The 17,505-nt window shown below is 62.7% G+C and carries 15 protein-coding genes; 6 read left to right on the top strand and 9 right to left on the bottom strand.

The features are described 5' to 3' along the window. Positions 1 to 65 precede the first annotated feature (65 nt). Positions 66 to 890: an ABC transporter permease gene (locus tag X756_RS145115; RefSeq protein ID WP_023711684.1), complete on the bottom strand. Its 825-nt coding sequence runs from the start codon at positions 888 to 890 to the stop codon at positions 66 to 68. Continuing rightward, positions 887 to 1,804 carry an ABC transporter permease gene (locus X756_RS145120; protein WP_023730779.1) on the bottom strand — a complete coding sequence of 306 codons (918 nt, stop codon included), beginning with the start codon at positions 1,802 to 1,804 and terminating at the stop codon, positions 887 to 889. Before X756_RS145120 ends, X756_RS145115 begins: the two co-directional genes overlap by 4 nt. A 292-nt stretch (positions 1,805 to 2,096) precedes the next feature. On the opposite strand from X756_RS145120, the gene X756_RS145125 reads away from it, so the two are divergent. Then, positions 2,097 to 3,509: an aminotransferase gene (locus tag X756_RS145125; protein WP_023670068.1), complete on the top strand. Its 1,413-nt coding sequence runs from the start codon at positions 2,097 to 2,099 to the stop codon at positions 3,507 to 3,509. Positions 3,510 to 3,524: 15 nt separating this feature from the next. Here the strand turns inward: X756_RS145125 and X756_RS145130 are convergent, their stop codons facing one another. Continuing rightward, the gene (locus X756_RS145130) at positions 3,525 to 4,727 is read right to left on the bottom strand and encodes an aromatic ring-hydroxylating dioxygenase subunit alpha (RefSeq protein ID WP_023711686.1); all 1,203 of its coding nucleotides are present in this window, start codon (positions 4,725 to 4,727) and stop codon (positions 3,525 to 3,527) included. 502 nt (positions 4,728 to 5,229) lie between these two features. On the opposite strand from X756_RS145130, the gene X756_RS145135 reads away from it, so the two are divergent. After that, positions 5,230 to 5,610, top strand: a complete 381-nt coding sequence (locus X756_RS145135) for a hypothetical protein (RefSeq protein ID WP_023730777.1) — start codon at positions 5,230 to 5,232, stop codon at positions 5,608 to 5,610. Positions 5,611 to 5,845: 235 nt separating this feature from the next. Here the strand turns inward: X756_RS145135 and X756_RS145140 are convergent, their stop codons facing one another. Further along, positions 5,846 to 7,936, bottom strand: coding sequence for a hybrid sensor histidine kinase/response regulator (locus X756_RS145140; protein ID WP_023670065.1), 2,091 nt, complete (start codon positions 7,934 to 7,936; stop codon positions 5,846 to 5,848). A gap of 223 nt (positions 7,937 to 8,159) precedes the next feature. Then, positions 8,160 to 8,888 (bottom strand): response regulator transcription factor, encoded by a 729-nt coding sequence (locus X756_RS145145; RefSeq protein WP_023670064.1) that lies wholly within the window; start codon positions 8,886 to 8,888, stop codon positions 8,160 to 8,162. A gap of 94 nt (positions 8,889 to 8,982) precedes the next feature. On the opposite strand from X756_RS145145, the gene X756_RS145150 reads away from it, so the two are divergent. Continuing rightward, entirely contained in the window at positions 8,983 to 9,687 is a 705-nt protein-coding gene (locus X756_RS145150) for a response regulator transcription factor (RefSeq protein WP_023730776.1), read from the top strand. A gap of 71 nt (positions 9,688 to 9,758) precedes the next feature. Here the strand turns inward: X756_RS145150 and X756_RS1000000167870 are convergent, their stop codons facing one another. Further along, positions 9,759 to 9,929 carry a hypothetical protein gene (locus X756_RS1000000167870; RefSeq protein WP_023670062.1) on the bottom strand — a complete coding sequence of 57 codons (171 nt, stop codon included), beginning with the start codon at positions 9,927 to 9,929 and terminating at the stop codon, positions 9,759 to 9,761. A gap of 33 nt (positions 9,930 to 9,962) precedes the next feature. Then, positions 9,963 to 10,295, bottom strand: a complete 333-nt coding sequence (locus tag X756_RS1000000167865; protein ID WP_023713277.1) for a hypothetical protein — start codon at positions 10,293 to 10,295, stop codon at positions 9,963 to 9,965. A 329-nt stretch (positions 10,296 to 10,624) separates the two neighbouring features. Here X756_RS1000000167865 and X756_RS145155 point away from each other — a divergent pair, with 329 nt between their 5' ends. Next, positions 10,625 to 11,086 (top strand): L,D-transpeptidase, encoded by a 462-nt coding sequence (locus X756_RS145155; RefSeq protein WP_023730774.1) that lies wholly within the window; start codon positions 10,625 to 10,627, stop codon positions 11,084 to 11,086. A 164-nt stretch (positions 11,087 to 11,250) separates the two neighbouring features. On the opposite strand, the gene X756_RS145160 is transcribed toward X756_RS145155, so the two are convergent. Both X756_RS145160 and X756_RS145165 read right to left on the bottom strand, forming a co-directional pair. Then, positions 11,251 to 14,334, bottom strand: coding sequence for an efflux RND transporter permease subunit (locus X756_RS145160; RefSeq protein WP_023693710.1), 3,084 nt, complete (start codon positions 14,332 to 14,334; stop codon positions 11,251 to 11,253). After that, the gene (locus tag X756_RS145165; RefSeq protein WP_023730773.1) at positions 14,331 to 15,635 is read right to left on the bottom strand and encodes an efflux RND transporter periplasmic adaptor subunit; all 1,305 of its coding nucleotides are present in this window, start codon (positions 15,633 to 15,635) and stop codon (positions 14,331 to 14,333) included. Before X756_RS145165 ends, X756_RS145160 begins: the two co-directional genes overlap by 4 nt. Positions 15,636 to 15,784: 149 nt before the next feature. Between X756_RS145165 and X756_RS145170 the strand changes: the two genes are divergently transcribed. Next, positions 15,785 to 16,321, top strand: a complete 537-nt coding sequence (locus X756_RS145170; protein WP_023683943.1) for a TetR family transcriptional regulator — start codon at positions 15,785 to 15,787, stop codon at positions 16,319 to 16,321. 348 nt (positions 16,322 to 16,669) lie between these two features. Beyond that, complete coding sequence (locus X756_RS145175; protein WP_023730772.1) at positions 16,670 to 17,458, top strand: 3-hydroxybutyrate dehydrogenase; 789 nt, start codon at positions 16,670 to 16,672, stop codon at positions 17,456 to 17,458. Positions 17,459 to 17,505: the final 47 nt, after the last annotated feature.

Genomic DNA, 17,505 nt, shown 5'->3' with positions numbered 1-17,505 from the left:
ATTGGGCCCGCTCGGACTTATCTTGCTTGGATGGCTCATCCTGAGGCCGTTCGGCCCGGGACTGTTCAGGCATAGAGGCCTCCCTCGCTCTGGGTGCGTCTGGCCGCATGGCGGCGCAGGATCTCGGCAACGGTCATCAAAACGAAAGAGGCAACCAGCAGCAGCGTGCCCAGCGCCAACACACCCGGCAGCTTGGCGGCAAAGCGCAACTGGCCCCAGATATAGATCGGCAGCGTCGTCTCGGTGCCGGTCAGGAAGAAAGCGATGACGAACTCGTCGAGCGAGATGGTGAAGCAGACCAGGAGGCTGGAAATGATCGCCGGCGCTACCATCGGCAGCGTCACCCGCCGGAAGGTGCCGAAGGCACTCTCGCCGAGATCGGCGGAGGCTTCTTCGAGGCTGCGGTCGAAGCCCTCGAAACCGGCGGTCAGCACCGTCATCGAATAGGGAATGCAGATCAGGACATGGCCGAGCACGACGGTGAACAGCGACAGGCTCAGGCCTAACTGCAGCATGACCAGCAGCATGGAGATGGCGAGGATGATTTCCGGCAGCACCAGCGGCGCCATGATCAGGCCATTGATTGTGCGGCGGCCGGGATAGCGGTAGCGGGTGATCGAGCGGGCGGCGAGGATGCCGAGCAGCGTCGACAGCACCGATGCCGAGATACCGACGATCAGGCTGTTCCAGGCGGCGTCAAGCAGCGCTGGCGTCTTCGGCAGGTCTTGGTACCATTTCAGCGTATAGCCGGTGAGAGGAAATTTTGGCGTCGGCGCGGTGTTGATCGAGAAGATCGGCAGGAAGATCACCGGCAGATAGAGAAAGACGACGTAGAGGAAGGCGTAGGCGGACAGCCAGCCGCCGGGAAAAAGGCGCCGCCTCGCTGTCATCGCGCCAGCCTCTGCAGCGCGCGGATGATGAGCACGGTGGCGCCCGCCATCAGCGTCACGACCAGCATGGTGGTCACGGACAGTGCCGCGCCGAGTGGCCAGTTGGAGGCCTTATGGAACTGCGACTCGATGGCATTGGCGATCATCACGCCATCCTTGCCGCCGACCAGCCTTGGGGTGACGTAGTCGCCGACGGTGGGGACCATGACGATGAGAGCGGCCGAGATGACGCCCGGCGCCGACAGCGGCAGCGTCACGCGCAGGAAGGAGCGCAGCGGGCCGTCGCCGAGATCGGTGGCAGCCTCGACCAAGGTGCGGTCGACCTTCTCGAGCGAAACGAAGATCGGCAGGATGGCGAAGGCCGCCCAGGCGTGTGTGAGCGTGATGATGACGGCGCTGGAATTGTAGAGTAGCGCGGTCGATGGTTCGTCGATGATGCCGAGTCCCATCAGGCCGGAATTCAGCACGCCATTATAGCCGAGGATGACTTTCCATGACATCACGCGCAGGAGATAGCTGGTCCAGAACGGGATGGTAATCAGGAACAGCCACAGGCTCTTGTGGCGACCGCCATGGAACGAGATGAAATAGGCGATCGGATAGGCGAGGATGACGGTGAAAAAGCTCACCGTCAGGGAAATGTAGAGCGAGCGCCACAGAAGATCGCGGTAGATCGGCTCGGTCAGCGCGATGCGATAATTCTCCAGCGTGAATGTATGGTCGATGGTGAGGTAGTTCTGCGTCCAGAAGGAGTGGGCGAAGACCACCAGGATCGGCACCAGCAGCAGGATCAAAGCGTAGACCAAGGTCGGGCTGATCAGGGCAAGGCCCTGGACGGATTCGGACTGCAGAAGGGCGTTTCGCCTTGCTCGCGTCATGCGTCGCGTGGGCACCCCTTGGGCAGCTACCGTCATTGCAGCGACCCGGGCGTGATCTCGGTTGCTGGCTCGAACTGTTCCGCCATGATGCTCCCATCGACCGGGCCGGCTGCCTGTTCCCAATTTTTGCGGAGCGCGCTTTGCTGGTTGCGCTCCAAGCTTGCCGGCTTTCTTTCATCATGAGCGCATCCGTGCATTGAAATCAAGCGCTATTTCTGTAATATTGATTGAACGGACATTCAAAATGAAGTGAAGAAAGCCGGCTTTCCTGCCCTTGGCGCTTCGCTTTCTGTCCGGTGAAATTACGCTCAGACGATGCGAGGCAATGATGGCGGCTGCAAGAGACCTAAGAGCGATGGAAATGGCTGACGGTGGCGATGCGGTCGAGCTGGCCAAGCGCCATCTCATCCAGCCCTGGCCTTATGCCGGCTCGGTCGGCAATGAAGCGCGTGCGCTGATTGGCGAGGGCGATGGCATCTACATCACCGATGTAACAGGCAAGCGACTGATCGACGGGCCGGCCGGCATGTGGTGCATCAATGTCGGCCACCGCCGCGAGGAGCTGGCCAGGGTGATGTACGACCAGGCGATGATGCTGTCCTACAACACGCCCTGGTATACGATGAATGCGCCGTCGGCCGAGCTCGCCAAGCGCCTCGCCGATCATGCGCCGGGCGATCTCAGCCATACCTTCTTCACCACCGGCGGATCGTCGGCTGTCGAGACGGCACTGCGCTTCATGCAGTTTTACAACAATGTGCGCGGGCGGCCGGAAAAGAAGCTGATCCTCAGCCGCGGCGGCGCCTATCACGGCTCGACCTATCTGTCGGCCTCGCTCAACGGCCGGCCGCGCGACCGCGACTGGATGGACGGCGCCGACGATCTGGTCGTCAAACTGTCCTCGCCAGACCCGTTCCGGCGGCCGAAAGGCATTGACATCGCCGCCTTCTGCGATTTCCTGGTCGATCAGTTTCGCGATACGGTCGCCCGCGTCGGCGCAGAGAAGATCGGTGCTTTCGTCGGCGAACCGGTGCAGGCATCCGGCGGCGTCGTCGTGCCGCCGGATGGCTATCTCAAGCGCATTCGCGAAATCTGCAGGGACAACGATATCCTCTATATCTCCGATGAGGTGGTGACCGGCTTCGGGCGGCTCGGCCATGTCTTTGCCTCCGGCGATGGCTTCGGCATCGACCCCGACATGATCACCTTCGCCAAGGGCGTTACATCAGGCTATTTCCCGCTTGGCGGCGTCATCATCTCGGAGCGGCTGCTTCAGGAAATGCGCCGTTCCAACCATCCCGATGCGATGTTCGGCCATGGCCTGACCTATACCAGTCATCCCATCGGCTGCGCGGTGGCGCTGAAGAACCTCGATATCCTGGAAGACAGCGTGCTGGCCCACACGCGCGATGTCGCGCCCTATTTCCAGGCGCAGTTGAAGACGCTGGAGGAACTGCCGCTGGTTGGCGAAGTCCGCGGCATGGGCCTGATGGGCTGCGTCGAGTGCGTAGCCGACCGCGAAAGCAAGGATCCGCTGCAGCTCGACAAGGATGTCGGCAAGCGCATCGACGCGCATTGCCACGAACTCGGCCTCCTGGTCCGGCCGCTGATCAACATGTGCGTGATGTCGCCGCCGCTGATCATCACGCGAGAGCAGATCGACGACATGGTGGCGATCCTGCGCGAAGGCATTTCGCGGACCATGGACGATCTGCGCAAAGAGGGCGTGTGGCAGGGGTGACTGGCAGTTCCGCCCCTACACCTGCGAGCGCATAGCCTCATTGAGGTTCCACATGTCCTTCTCCTCCGGCGCCGTCTCCAGGCCCAGCACCGGGATCTGCTTGCGCAGATGGTCGTGGTGGGTGCGCACACCGTATTCGAGGTCGGAGAGATAAAAACCCTCGAAGGCCTCCGAGATCATGGACTCGTTTGACCAGACGGAAAGCTGCACGTCCTCGTTCATGGTATCGCGGTCGATGCGGTAGGCGAGATAGCGGGCGGCCGCCTGTTCCCGGGTCTCGTCGGGGTAGCGGTAGATGGCGCCGCGCAGCAGCGTCTCGCCGGTCGACAGCGGGAACTCCTGATAGAACTGCACCGATTCCGGCATGATCGACAGCGCGTTGTTGGGGAAGATGCCGTAATAGATCCAGGCCCTGCGCAGATGCTCCGGCAGGTGTGAGGCATCGGGCGTGAGCTTGATGTATTCGCGCACGCTCCAGCGCCGGCCGGCATGCGGATTGTAGGTGGCAAACGAGCGCGACACGCCGTTGATGAACGGCTCATCGAAATAGGTCGAGCCGTAGAGATCCTGCAGCGCCGGATGCGCCATGGCGACGTGGTAGCCTTCATTGTCGACGTCGCGCACCGACTTCCAGTTGACCGGCGTTTTCTGTGTCCAGATGCCCCAGGACGGCACCATCTCGGCCGCATTGTAGTGGGCCATCTCGGCCTCGATCGGCTTCAACAGTTCGGCCACCGAAGGCTGCGGGCCCCCCTTGCGAAAGCGGACAAAGATGAAGCCCATCCATATCTCAAGGTCGAGCGGCATCAGGCCGAATTCGGTCTTGTCGAGCTCGGGGAAGGAGCGCGGCCGGGCGGCGCCGCGCAGCGTGCCGTCGAGATTGTAGACCCAGCCATGGAACGGGCAGACTAGCGCGTTCTTGCAGGTGCCCTGGCTGTCGGCGACGACGCGGCTGCCGCGATGCCGGCACATGTTGTTGAAGGCGCGCAAGACGCCGTCCTTGCCGCGCACGATGAGCGCCCGCTCGCCGACCACGTCCATAGTCAGATAGTCGCCGGCATTCGGCACGTCGCAGACATGGCCGGCGATCTGCCAATGGTTGCGGAAGACGTATTCCTTCTCAAGTTCGAGAAGCGCGTCGGAGTGATAACTCCAGCCCGGCAGACCCCGCCGGTCCCAATCATTGGGGATCGCCACGTCACGGAGATGCGGGTTCATAAAAAGCTCTTCTTTTATTGAATACTCATTCAATAAAACCATATTTTACATTGAAATGCAATGGCTTGTAGAAATCACAACTTTTCAAGTCGGCACAACAGGACCAGCTGAAAGCCAGAAAATCCCGGAATATCCGGGCGTTAACCGGGGGCGTGAAATAGCTGTCCGGCATGCGGATTTGGCCGTGCCGAGCTTGCAAACACGGCCCGCTCCGAGACGAAAATACCTGGCGTCCGCAAATTCGATCCGCAGTGTGAGCTTGTTCATAGTGCGGCCGACAGGAAGCGGGCTTGGTGCGTTCGCGGCCCGCCTGTCGTCAACATTTGATTGCCCGCATGAAACAGCTTCGCAAACGCATCTTGCCGTCGGCACATGACCGGATCTGTCCGGATATGCCCGAATTTCTTGTTTCAAACCTGTTACGCGGGCAAGCCAAGCGCATCATTCGCCCGTTACCAGGCGCGCTTAGGTTCGTTTCATAAGAAAACGAAGGGGAGCAGCAATGCATACGAAAGTCGAGATCACCAGCAACGAACGACGCGCCAAACCGGCACTGCGTCAGCGCGCCAGCGACCATCCGGTTGCGATGTTCTCCATGCTGGGCGCCTGCGCTCTGGCCGTCATGTTCCTGACACCGGCTTCCGGTCCGGCTTTTGCTTCGCTCAACCCGCCGGCCAATGTCGTCCAGGGCGCGCCGACCACCATCAAGACCGCCCGGCTGCCGGAGCCGGAAATCGATTTTGCCTGCCAGGGTCAGGCCTGGGGCGCCGAGAGCGCGGAGTGCCTGCGCGTCATCGCCGCCCAGTCCGGCGTGCACAAGGCGCGTTCCGTCCGCATGATCGCCAACGCAGCGCCGCTGACCACGACACCCAACGTTTTCTGAACCTCCCGAGCGCTTCCTCCCGCGCTCGTTCTTGGCTCCCGCCGCTTCCCTCGGTCGGGAGCCTCTTTTTTAGGGCCTATCGATATTCGGGTGAGGCCGGCCTGCGCATGGAGGTTCCCTGCGCTTCCGGTGCTCGCGTACTTCAAGTACGCTCCGCTCCGGTTCTCGGGAACCACCATTGTCGACTCGGCCTGACCCGAATCTCGATAGACCCTACATGGGTGCTTCCGAAAACTTAGCCGGCGGCGGCGACCTGGTCGGCTATTGCCGAGAGTACGCCGCGGACGTCCAGCGTCGAGAACGGCTTTTCCAGGATTTGCGGGCGCTGCGGCGCCGGCAAGGCTTCGATCTCGGCCTTGGCGCCGATCAGGTCGCCGGTGACCAGCACGAAGCGTTTGGCCAGCGCCAGGTTGTCGGCGAGCAATTCGCGGTAGATGGCAATGCCGCTGGTGCCGGGCATGCGCAAGTCGGAAAAGACGATGTCTGGCGGCATGTGGCCGGTCAAGGTCGCCGCCGCCGACGTCCAGGCCGGCACGACCCGCGACTTGATACCCATCAGTTCCAGGATGTCGGAGAGGGAGCCGGCGACGTCGGGTTCGTCGTCGATGATCAGCGCATGGCGCAAGCCGCTGGAACGAGCCGGGCTGTCGCCGGCTGCTGCCGCGCCGCCGGTGATTACCGGCAGCTGGACGACGAAGCGCGCGCCACGCGGCAGCACCTCCTCGAACCAGATATTGCCGTTGTGGCGCTCGACGATCGATTTCGAGATCGACAGGCCGATGCCGGTGCCGACGCCGACCGGCTTGGTGGTGAAATAGGATTCGAAGATGCGGCTGCGGATCGCCTCGGGAATGCCCGGTCCGTTGTCCTCGACCGAAAACCCGGGGTTGCCGCGATCGCTGCGGAATGTCCGCACCTTGATCAGGCGGTCGCCGCCGATACCGGCCAGAGCGTGTTGGCTGTTGATCAGGAAATTGGCGGCCACCTGCGTGACGTGGTCGGCATCGGCCATCGCCAGCAGCGGGCCGGGCGCGAAATCGGTGTCGATGATGATGCCGCTCGAGCGTGCGCCATAGGCGGTTACTTCGAGTGCGGCGCGGATCACCTGGTTGAGATCGGTCTCGGCCTGCGCCGCCGGATGCAGGCGCACCATCGACAGGAAGCTTTTGACGATGCGGCCGCAGCGCTCGGCAGCGGCGCGCACTTTCTCGGCGCGAACCTTGGTCTGCGGGTCGGTGGCGAATTCATGCAGCAGCGTCGACTGCGCAACGACCACGGCGAGCGGGTTGTTGAGCTCGTGCGAAACACCGGCCAGCAACGAACCCATCGCCGCCATCTTCTCGTTCTGGTGCAGTTTTTCGCGCTGGCGGTTGATCTCTTCTTCGGCGCGCAGCTTATCGCGCAGATCGCGGATCGAACCGAAGATGAGCTGACGGTCAGCCACCCGCATCTCGGTCGCCGTCAATTCGATGGGAAACACCTCGCCGGCCGCATTCTGTGTCACGGTCTCAAGCCGTTGGCCAACCATCGGCGCGCCGCGGCCAGACATGTATTCGGCGCCCGAGACATAGCCCTTGCGGTAATATTCCGGCACCACGGTATCGAGCAGGTCCTTGCCGAGGATGTCGCTGCGCTGATAGCCGAACATCTTTTCGGCGGCCGGATTGAATTCGATGATCGAGCCGGTCTCGTCGATGACGATGATGGCGTCGAGCGACGCCTGCAGCATGGTGCGGCGGATGACTTCGCTGGCATGGGCGTCGGACGGCGAGTGCTCGATGGCGTCGCCGATGGCGAGCGCGATGATGTGCATCGTCGCCTCTTCCTCTTCGGTCCATTCGCGCTCGTTTAGGCAGTCATTGACCGCGAACGTGCCCCACAGATGACCGTGCGCGAACACCGATACCGACAGGAACGACTTGATGTGCTGCTTTTCGAAATCGGCCCTGAGGAACCCGTCGAGGTCGCGCGTATGGCCGGCGAAGATCTTGCCTTGCCGCTCGTCCTCTCCAATCCGCTCCAGCAGCGGATCGGTATCGACGATCGACTGCATGATCACCGTCGGCGAAGCCAGTTCGCCGCCGAAGCGAGGATCGATCCAGTAGGCGGCGACCGATTGGGCGAAGCCCTGGCCGGGCAATTCGCGCAGCCTGAACAGGATGCCGCGCTGGCAATTCATGGCGCTGCAGAGCGTTTCGAGGATGGTTTCCATCTCGCGCTGCCAGTCGCCGGCATCGCGCAACCGGCGGACGACGCGCACAGCCGCCATCGCGGCGCTCTGGCGAGCGCCTTGCGGGTCCATACGTGGTGCTGGTTCAGCGGTCATGTCAGCCATCAGTAAAGGGCCGTCGAATTAGGCAGCTATGGAGCATTTCACGAAAAAGGTGAAACGCTCCATGTTTCAATGCAATCCCGAACGGAAAATCGCTACGCACTGTTCCTGGAATTGCTAGAGCGTTTCACCGTTTCACGGAAACGGAGAAGCCTCTATCTCTTTGTTTTTACGCAATTCCGGGCGGAAAACCGCGTACACTTTTCCTGTAATTGCTCTAGTGCCCGTCACCGGTCGGCAGCGAGAAGATATAGCCTTCGCCGCGCACTGTGCGCAAAAATTTCGGATTGGCCGGATCGGTTTCGATCTTCTTGCGCAGCCGCATGATGCGAATGTCGACGGCGCGCGACGATTCAGGATCCTCAACAAAACCAATCGCCTCGGAGATCGCCGATCGCGTCAACAGCCGGTTGGCGCGGGTCAGGAAAACCTCCAGCACATCGAACTCGCTCTTGGCCATGTCGATGACGGCGCCGTTGGCGCCGGTGACAAGCCTGCCGTCGAGGTCGGCCTGGAACGGGCCGAAGGTCAGGCGGCGGCCGCCATCGGCTTGTGTCTTCGCCGCCTGGGGCGGGCTCGGCTGCGGAACGCGGCGCAGCACGCTGCGCACACGAGCCAGCACCTCACGCAACTCGTAGGGCTTGACGATGTAGTCGTCGGCGCCAAGCTCCAGCCCGACAATGCGGTCGAGTGCGGTGCCGGCAGCCGTGGCATAGATGATGCCGACCGGTATTTTCGAGCGCAGCCAGCGGCCGAGCGACAGTCCGTCCTCGCCCGGCATGGCGATGTCGAGAATGGCCAAATGAAACGATTCCGTCTCCAGCAAGGCGCGCGCCTCGGCCGCGCTTCCGGCCTGGGTCACATCGTAGCCGTTGGCGCCGAGATACTCGGCGACCGCATCCCGGAGATCGGGCTCGTCCTCGACGATGACAATCCGTGCCCGCACTATGGCCTCGCTCCCGCTTTCAGCGGAAAGTAGATTGGGTATAAACATGATGTCCAGCACTCATATCCGGTTGCGGGGGAACGGGAAGAAAAACATGGCTGCACGATCCGTCATCGCGCTGGTTTCCGTCGCCGATGTGGTGGCCGGCGATCTTGCCGATCATCTCGACCGGCGCGGCCATGACGTGCGCGAGGCGCGGCAGCCCTGGGAAGCTGAATCCCTGCTTTCGGCCGGAGGCATCGATATCGTCATCGTCGGCGACAGCCTCAGCCAGGCGGAAGGGCGGGACCTGCTCAGGCGTTATGGCGGCGGCCAGAGCGCGGACGGGAAGGCGGGGCCGGATTTCATCCTGATCTGCCGGCCGGCCGATCTGGTCGACAAGGTGCTGGCGCTCGAGCTTGGCGCCGCAGATGTCGTCGAAAGTCCGCTCAATGTCAGGGAGCTTGCCGCGCGCATCGGCGGCCTGCTGACGCGGCGCGGCAGGTCCGCCCAGGAACTGATCGTGCTGGAAAATGCCACCGTCGATTTGCGGTCGGCCATCGTCATGCACCGTTCGGGTACGGAAGAACAGCTGTCGCCGGGCCAGGTGGCGCTGCTCAGGCTGTTTCTGGCCAGCCCGCGCAAGGTGCTGACGCGCGACGACATCATTGCGGCGGCGCCCGCCGAAAATGCCGAAGCCTTCGACCGCTCGATCGATTCGCGCATCGTGCGGCTGCGCCGCAAGCTCGACACCGAAACCATCACAACTATACGCGGCGCAGGCTACCGGTTCGACCCGCCGACGCAGCGCGCCGACTGAGGGTTGGGAGGCTGGATTGTTCCTCGGCTCGCCCAAAGAAGCTGCGCAATCTTGGGCGCCATGCATAGGCGTCAGCGCACCACCAGAAGCGATGGTCCCGACGGCAATTCGCTGGCGACTACGATTTCGCTGGCGGCATGCGCGCGGTCCTTCAGAAGAACCGTGGCGAGACCGGCAAAGCCGAGCAGGCCTTGTGCATAGAGCAGTACCGAAAGCACGGAGGCTGCAGATTTCGTCTTCATCGGTTGTCCCCAAAAATCAGAACCGCGGGTGCTTCAGGATAAACCCGAAGTGCCCGCGTCGCCCACGGAGCCCCCCGTTGCGACGCGGGCCTTCGGTCCTCTCGGCAGCAAGTTGCCGGAGGGGCCGCGCATCCACTTCAACCCGAGGCCGACCCGCCAGAGGGCCCTGAGACGGTTGATGCGCAGACTGGAGACAATCCAGACCAAGGCTATGAACAGCGCGGCATGCAGCGTCGAAATCTCACCCGAATTCATCACCGCCAGTTTCGTCATCGGGGTGCCGGCTACTGTGCCGATGCCGCCGACGACAAATGCGGCGATGCTTATCCTGAAGTACCAGGACAGGGTTGTCGATTTGATGCTCATTTTTCGTTGGCGCCGGCTGTTCTCGTTGGGATGACTTTGCCGTGAGCCTGTAACCAGATCATGCCGCCCGGGCCGCGCTTTGTTGCAAGTCGGTTTCGAGCGAAGCCAATCTTCTTTCATATAAGGACATCAGCACTTTCGTTTGGGGGGCGGTGCGTGTCGGGAGTGCGCAGCGAAGACGGGAGCACGCTCCTTGTCCACCTTGCTTGTTAACCAGAGGAAACAGATTCGAAACACAAACGAGCCTCAGCGAAGTCAGTCTGAAACATGGCGCAGGGATAAGGCGGCCACCGAATTGACGCCGGCAGGACCGGCAAAGAGGAGCCATCATGTACAAAGCCATTTCCGCCAAACTCATCAACGTCGCCGCCGCCGCTGCCGGCGCCGCGCTTCTGCTTGGCGCTGCCAATAGCACCGCCCATGCCGCGGCAAACCAGATCGTCGCGCGTGTTTCGCTGTCGCAGCAGACCATGGAAGTGCTGGTCGATGGCCGGCCGACTTTCGCCTGGAAGGTCTCGACCGGCGACAGTGCGCATGTCACGCCGACCGGCTCGTTCAAGCCGACCCGCATGCACGAGATGTGGCATTCGAAGAAATACGACAACGCGCCGATGCCGCACTCGGTCTTCTTCAGCGGCGGCTACGCCGTGCATGCGACCAACGCCATCAAGCGGCTGGGACGGCCGGCGTCGCATGGCTGCGTGCGGCTGCATCCCGACAATGCCGCCGACTTCTACCAGTTGGTCGAAACCTTCGGCCCGACCAACACCAGCATCGTCATCGTCAAGTAGCAGACTGCGTTTGGAGCGATGGTGCAGCGCAGCCGGCCAGGTCATGCCGCACCGCAAGTTCCCGCCTGAAGCTCCATCAGAGCTTCGCGGTAAATCAATCCAGTCAAAAAAGAGGCCGGAAATTTCCGGCCTCTTTTCGTTTGTTCGCTAACGCCGTTCGCAGCTCAGTCCGCGTGCACCGGCATCAGCTTCGGGTCTGGCTTTTCGGCGTGGTGCGGCAGGTCCTTGCTGGCGATGAAGGTGTAGAACATCGGCACCACGAACAGGGTGAACATGGTTCCGACCAGGATGCCGGTGAAGATCACGAGGCCCATCGAATAGCGCGCCGCCGCACCAGCACCACTGGACACGATCAGCGGCACGACGCCGAGCGCCATCGCCGCTGTCGTCATCAGGATCGGCCGCAAGCGCACCTTGGCCGAGGCCACGATCGCATCGCGCCGCCTCATGCCATGCAGCTCGCGCTGCTGGTTGGCGAACTCGACCAGAAGAATGCCATGCTTGGTGATCAGACCTATCAGTGTGATCAGGCCGACCTGCGTGTAGATATTGAGCGTTCCAAGCCCCAGATTGAGCGGCACGATGGCGCCAAAGATCGACAGTGGCACCGCCATCATGATGATCAGCGGGTCGCGGAAGCTTTCGAACTGCGCCGCCAGCACCAGATAGATGACGATTACGGCGGCTGCGAACGCGATAAGGATCGTGTTGCCCTGCTCCTTCTCCTGCCGGGACTGGCCGGAATAATCGATGAAGAAGGTATCGGGCAGGCTCTCCTTGGCAAGGTTCTCCAGGGTCTGCAGCCCGTCGCCCGTGGTGACGCCGGGAAGCGGCAGCGCTGATATCGTCGCCGAGTTCAGCTGGTTGAACTGCTCGATCGCGGCCGGCGCGGCGTTGGTCGAAATCTTCACTACCGCTGAAAGCGGCACCATTTCGCCGGTCACGCTACGCACGAAATATTCGCCGAGCTTCTCGGGATTGTCGCGGAATTCCTTCGGCACCTGCGGGATGATGTCGTAGCTGTTGGAGTCGCGGTCGAACTGAGCCACTTCGGCGCCGCCGACCAGCAGCGTCAGCGTCTGGCCGATGTCGGCGATCGGCAGGTTGAGAGCCGCCGCGCGGTCGCGGTCGATGGTCACCGTCACCTGCGGAGCGTCAAAGGACATCGAGTTTTGCACGACGATGAAGCGGCCGGAGGCCTGCGCCTTGTTCTTAATCTGCTCGGCCGCCTCGTAGACCTCGGCGGAACCACCGGTCGAGCGCACCACCATGGAGATCGGCAGGCCGCCGCCGGAGCCCGGCAGCGTCGGCGGCGCGAAGACGAAGGCCTCGACGCCGGCCACCTTGCCGAGGCGTCCCTGGATATCGGCTTGAAGCTCCTTTGAGTTGCGCTGGCGCTCGGCCCAATCCTTGAAGGCGAAGCCGACAAAGGCGCCGTTGGTGGCGCCGCCAAAGGCAACGGCGGAGAATTGCGCCCTGGTTTCGGGAATGTCCTTCACCAGGCCGAGGATCTGGTTGACGTAGGTCTCGGTGTAGTCCGAGGTCGCGTAGCGCGGTGCCGTCACGATAGACAAGAGGAAGCCCTGGTCCTCTTCCGGCGCCAGTTCGCTCGAGGTCTTGGTGAACATGAAGCCGGTGAGCGCAACCAGCGCCACGACCATCAGCAGCGTCACCGGTCGATTTCTCAAGGAGGCGGTGACCGCCCGCTCATAGACATGCTCGACACGGCTGAAGGTTCCGTCGACGACGCGCTGGAAGCGACTGTGCGATCCCGTCTTGAGCAGACGCGCCGCCATCATCGGCGTGATGGTGACGGCTATGAGGCCGGACAGCACCACCGAACCGGCGAGCGTCACCGCGAACTCGCGGAACAGCGCGCCGGTCAGGCCGCCGGTGAAGGCCAGCGGCGCGAACACGGCGGCGAGCGTGATGGTCATGGCCACGATGGCGGAGAAAATCTCGCGCATGCCGTTGAAGGCCGCCTGCATCGGCGACATGTGGTCCTCCTCCATGTGGCGATGGATGTTCTCCACCACCACGATAGCGTCGTCGACGACAAGGCCGATGGCCAGCACCATGGCCAGCAGCGACAGAAGGTTGATCGAATAGCCGACCGCAAACAAAAGAAAGCAGACGCCGACCAGCGACAGCGGGATGGTCACGATCGGCATCATCACCGAGCGGAATGAGCCGAGGAACAACAGGATGACCACGACGACGATGGCGACGGCTTCGGCGATGGTCTTGAACACTTCATCGATCGAGGCGCTGATCTGTTCGGTGGAATCGTAGACGATTTCGATGGTCATGCCTTTCGGCAGCGTCTCTTGAATCAAAGGCACGATCTTGTGGATCGCCTCCGCCGTTGTCAGCGGGTTGGCGGCCGGCGTCGGGAAGATGGCGAGGAAGGTGCCGGGCTTGCCATTGAAGCTCACCCTCGTGTCGGTGCTCTCGGCGGCAAGCTCGACTCGCGCCACGTCGCGCAAGCGCACCACCTGGCCGTCCGTCGAGCGCAGCGGAAGCTCGGCAAAGGCCTCAGGCGTCTGCAGCGTCGAGCGAACCGTGATCGAGGAGACGACATATTCGTTCTCGGTGTTGCCGGGCGCCGACAGGAAGTTGGAGTTGTTGATCGCCGCCAGCACTTCGGCGGCGGTGACGCCACGCGCAGCAAGCTTGACCGGGTCGATCCAGACCCGCATCGAATATTCCTCGGCGCCGAAGATCTGCACGTCGGCGACACCTTCGACCGTCGACATGCGCGGCCGCACCACCCGCTCGATATATTCGGTGAGCTGCTCCTTGCTCATGTTCGGATTCTGCATCGAGATGTACATCATCGCGAACTCTTGGCCGGTGCCCTTGACGATGACCGGGTCCTTGGATGCATCCGGCAAGGTGCCGCGTACGCCCTGCACTTTCGACAGGACCTCGGTCAGCGCGACATCCGGATTGGAGCCGAGCTTCATCTGGACGACCACGGTGCTCGAAGACGGCCGGCTGGACGAGGTGACGTAGTCGATGTTCTCGGTCGAGGCGACGGCCCGCGCGATCGGGGCGGAGATGAAGCCCTGGATCAGGTCGGCGCTGGCGCCGGGATAGGCGGTGGTGATGGTGATCGCCGTCTCGTCAACCTTGGGATACTGCCGGATCGACAGGTTGAAGATGCCCTGGAAACCCAGGAGCAGGATCATGCAGGCGAGGACGGTGGAGAGGACCGGCCGGCGAATGAAGATGTCGGAAAAGTTCATTGCTGAGCCTGCTGGTTCGCCGACTTGCTGGGGTCAATGGTGTTGTCGACAGCAACGGACATGCCGTTGAAGAGACGGTTCTGACCGGCGGTGACGACCTCGTCACCGGCCTTGATGCCCTCGACGATCTCGACCATGCCGTCGTTGCGGCGGCCGGGCTTCACGAACACCTGCGACAGCACGAGCGCCGGCTTTTCCGGTTCTGCCGCGGGCTTCGCGGGGTCGACAGCCGGCTTGTCCGCGGGCTTCGCCGCGGCGTCTTCGGCAGCCGGTTTCGCGCCGGCCGGCTTTGCATCTGCCGCCGGCTTTGCCGCGTCGGCCCCTGCGGCAGGCTTTTCCCCGGGTTTCGCGGCCGGGGCGCCTTCCGCCGGCTTCGCCGGAACGACGACGAAGACGAAGTCGCCATAGAGGCTCGACGTCAATGCCGTCTGCGGCAAGGACAGAATGTTTTTCTCCTGCGGCAGCTCGACGCGAACCTGGACGAACTGGCCGGGCGTCAGCTTGCCGTCAGGGTTGGCGACCTCGCCGCGGACGGACACCAGGCGGCTTGAAGCGTCGATCTTGGGATCGATGCCGCGAATGGAGCCGGCAAACGGCATGTCGGCGCCGCCGCCGGTGCCGCCGAGGCCGAGCCGCACCGCCTGGCCTATCTTGAGCAGCGGCAGCTGCTGTTCGGGTACCGAGAAATCGACCCGCATGGTGTCCAGATCCTGCAAGGTCACCACTGCGTTGCCGGGCGAGAGATATTGGCCGAGGTCGATCTTGGGGATGCCCACGGTGCCGGCGAACGGCGCCGTCAGCTGCTTCTGATCAAGCACGGCCTGCAGCTTGTTGACCTGCGCGGCGGAGGCCGATGCAGCGGCTTGAGCGGTGTCGAGCGTGGCATCCGTGCCGACGCCGCGCCGCTGCAGCTCCAGCGCGCGTTCGAGCGCCGTCTTGTCGGACACGGACTGTGCCTTGGCCGCGACCAGATCCGCGCGTTCGACGGCATCGTCGAGCTGCAGCAGGACCGAATCGACCGGCACCTTCTGGTTGGCATGGAAAAGGATGTCCTTGACGATGCCGCTGGTCTCGACGGTAAGGTCGACACCGCGCACGGCGCGTACCGTGCCGATCGCCTCGACGCCCGGCGTCCAGTCGGAAGGCTTGACGACAACCGTCGATACGGTCGTCGCCGGCGGCTTCATGGTGGCGAAATACTGTTTGATAGCGTTGTCGCGGAACAGGTTGAAGCCGACAACGCCGACGCACACCAGAGCGAGCAGAAGCAGAATTGCGGTGATAGAGATGAAGCGCTTCACGAACTGTCCCCTCGGCCGGTGTCCGGCAAAATAGCCGAATAGCGGGACACTTATCGACGCCAGGTCCCGATTACAAATGACGGCGAACTTACTGTACCGTCTGGACGGTCTTGTCAATTCCGCCTAGGCTGGTGCGGGGGAAGGGATCGATGAAGACCCAAAGGGCAAATTCGCGCGACAAGATACTCGCCGCCGCCGCCGATGTCGCACGCGAGGCCGGTCCCGGCAGCCTGTCGCTTGACGCCGTCGCCAGCCGCGCCGGCGTGTCGAAAGGCGGCCTGTTGTATAACTTTCCGACCAAGGCCAAACTGATGCAGGGCCTGGTGGAGAATTACCTGCGCGCGTTCGAGCTGGCGCTGGAATCGGGCCGTGTCGCCGGCGCCAGCGGCGAGAGCCTGCTCGCCACCTATATCCGGCTCTCGGCGGATGATTGTGAGGAGCCGAAGCCGACGGCTTCGTGGATATTCTCGGCGATCGCCGAGGATCCGGATTTCCTGACGCCGATAAAAGCCTTCAAGTCACAGCTGCTGCAGCGGCTGAAGAGCGAGACGCCGGACCTCAAGACGCTGCTGGTCTGCTTTCTGGCCATCGAAGGGCTGCGCAGCATGAACCTCTTCGATTCCGACGTGCTGTCCGCCGACGAACGCCACTTGCTGGTATCGGCCCTACTGGAGATTGCGGGATAGCTTAGGGCGTCGCGGTCGAAGAAGCGATACGGGCCGGGCGGAAAGGACGGTTGGTGAGCGGCATGGCATAGGCACGCATCACGACATCGGCGATTTCAAGCTACAGCCCCCCTGATTCGTTGGATCGATGCTTCAGGAATGACTGCGCGAATGCGCGGCCGACTATGTTGCGCCGCACCATAACACTGCCGTGCCAGCCTTGACGTGTCAGCCTTGAGACGGCGCTCGGCGAGGCCGGCAAAGCGCGTTTTAGGGCTGTGATGGCGCTGACATATGGTTATGGCGTTGTCATGTTGTGGCGCACAAACTATGTGCCTTTGTAGTCCTCCCAACAGTCGCGAGATCTCCATGGGTTCCCTTTCTTCGAAGAATGCGCTCGTCACCGGATCGACCAGCGGCATTGGCCTGGCCATTGCCCGCGCCCTTGCCGCCGAGGGCTCCAACGTCACGATCAACGGCCTTGGCGAAGCCGCGGCGATCGAACAGGAGCGCGCCGGCATCGAGAAGGATTTCGGCGTCCAGTGCCGCTACTCCGGCGCCAACATGATGGACGGCGCAGCGGTGACCGCCATGGTGCGCGAAGCCGAGCAGGCCTTAGGCAGCCTCGACATTCTGGTCAACAATGCCGGGATACAGCATGTCGCGCCAATCGAGGAGTTTCCCGACGACAAGTGGGAAGCCATCATCCGCATCAATCTGCTTGCCGCCTTTTACGCGATCAAGGCCGTGGTGCCCGGCATGAAGGCGCGCAAATGGGGCCGCATCATCAACACCGCGTCGGCGCATGCACTGGTCGCCTCGCCGTTCAAGTCGGCTTACGTCTCGGCCAAGCACGGCATAGCGGGTCTGACCAAGACGGTAGCGCTGGAAGTCGCGCAGGACGGCATCACCGTCAACGCCATCGCGCCCGGCTATGTCTGGACGTCACTGGTCGAAAAGCAGATCCCCGACACGATGAAGGCGCGCGGCATGACCGAGGAACAGGTCAAGCGCGACGTGCTCCTGGCGGCACAGCCGACGAAGCAATTCGTCACCGTCGAGGAGCTCGCCGCGCTGACTCTGTTCCTGTGCTCTGACGCAGCCAGACAGATCACCGGCACCACCTTGCCGATGGATGGCGGCTGGACGGCGCAGTAGGCGCGGTCCCCCGGCGCCGCTCTTTCCTTGACAAAGACGAAGGATCA

Source organism: Mesorhizobium sp. LNJC405B00 (assembly GCF_000502615.1).
Taxonomy (GTDB): domain Bacteria; phylum Pseudomonadota; class Alphaproteobacteria; order Rhizobiales; family Rhizobiaceae; genus Mesorhizobium.
This window is presented reverse-complemented; position numbering and strand designations above follow the sequence as displayed.

What these genes read in the sequence shown, in the direction of transcription:
- X756_RS1000000167870 (WP_023670062.1), bottom strand. Translation starts at nt 9,929, where the DNA reads ATGAAGACGAAATCTGCAGCCTCCGTGCTTTCGGTACTGCTCTATGCA.
- X756_RS1000000167865 (WP_023713277.1), bottom strand. Translation starts at nt 10,295, where the DNA reads ATGAGCATCAAATCGACAACCCTGTCCTGGTACTTCAGGATAAGCATC.
- X756_RS145130 (WP_023711686.1), bottom strand. Translation starts at nt 4,727, where the DNA reads ATGAACCCGCATCTCCGTGACGTGGCGATCCCCAATGATTGGGACCGG.
- X756_RS145160 (WP_023693710.1), bottom strand. Translation starts at nt 14,334, where the DNA reads ATGAACTTTTCCGACATCTTCATTCGCCGGCCGGTCCTCTCCACCGTC.
- X756_RS145170 (WP_023683943.1), top strand. Translation starts at nt 15,785, where the DNA reads ATGAAGACCCAAAGGGCAAATTCGCGCGACAAGATACTCGCCGCCGCC.
- X756_RS145125 (WP_023670068.1), top strand. Translation starts at nt 2,097, where the DNA reads ATGGCGGCTGCAAGAGACCTAAGAGCGATGGAAATGGCTGACGGTGGC.
- X756_RS145135 (WP_023730777.1), top strand. Translation starts at nt 5,230, where the DNA reads ATGCATACGAAAGTCGAGATCACCAGCAACGAACGACGCGCCAAACCG.
- X756_RS145155 (WP_023730774.1), top strand. Translation starts at nt 10,625, where the DNA reads ATGTACAAAGCCATTTCCGCCAAACTCATCAACGTCGCCGCCGCCGCT.
- X756_RS145140 (WP_023670065.1), bottom strand. Translation starts at nt 7,936, where the DNA reads ATGACCGCTGAACCAGCACCACGTATGGACCCGCAAGGCGCTCGCCAG.
- X756_RS145150 (WP_023730776.1), top strand. Translation starts at nt 8,983, where the DNA reads ATGGCTGCACGATCCGTCATCGCGCTGGTTTCCGTCGCCGATGTGGTG.
- X756_RS145175 (WP_023730772.1), top strand. Translation starts at nt 16,670, where the DNA reads ATGGGTTCCCTTTCTTCGAAGAATGCGCTCGTCACCGGATCGACCAGC.
- X756_RS145120 (WP_023730779.1), bottom strand. Translation starts at nt 1,804, where the DNA reads ATGACGGTAGCTGCCCAAGGGGTGCCCACGCGACGCATGACGCGAGCA.
- X756_RS145115 (WP_023711684.1), bottom strand. Translation starts at nt 890, where the DNA reads ATGACAGCGAGGCGGCGCCTTTTTCCCGGCGGCTGGCTGTCCGCCTAC.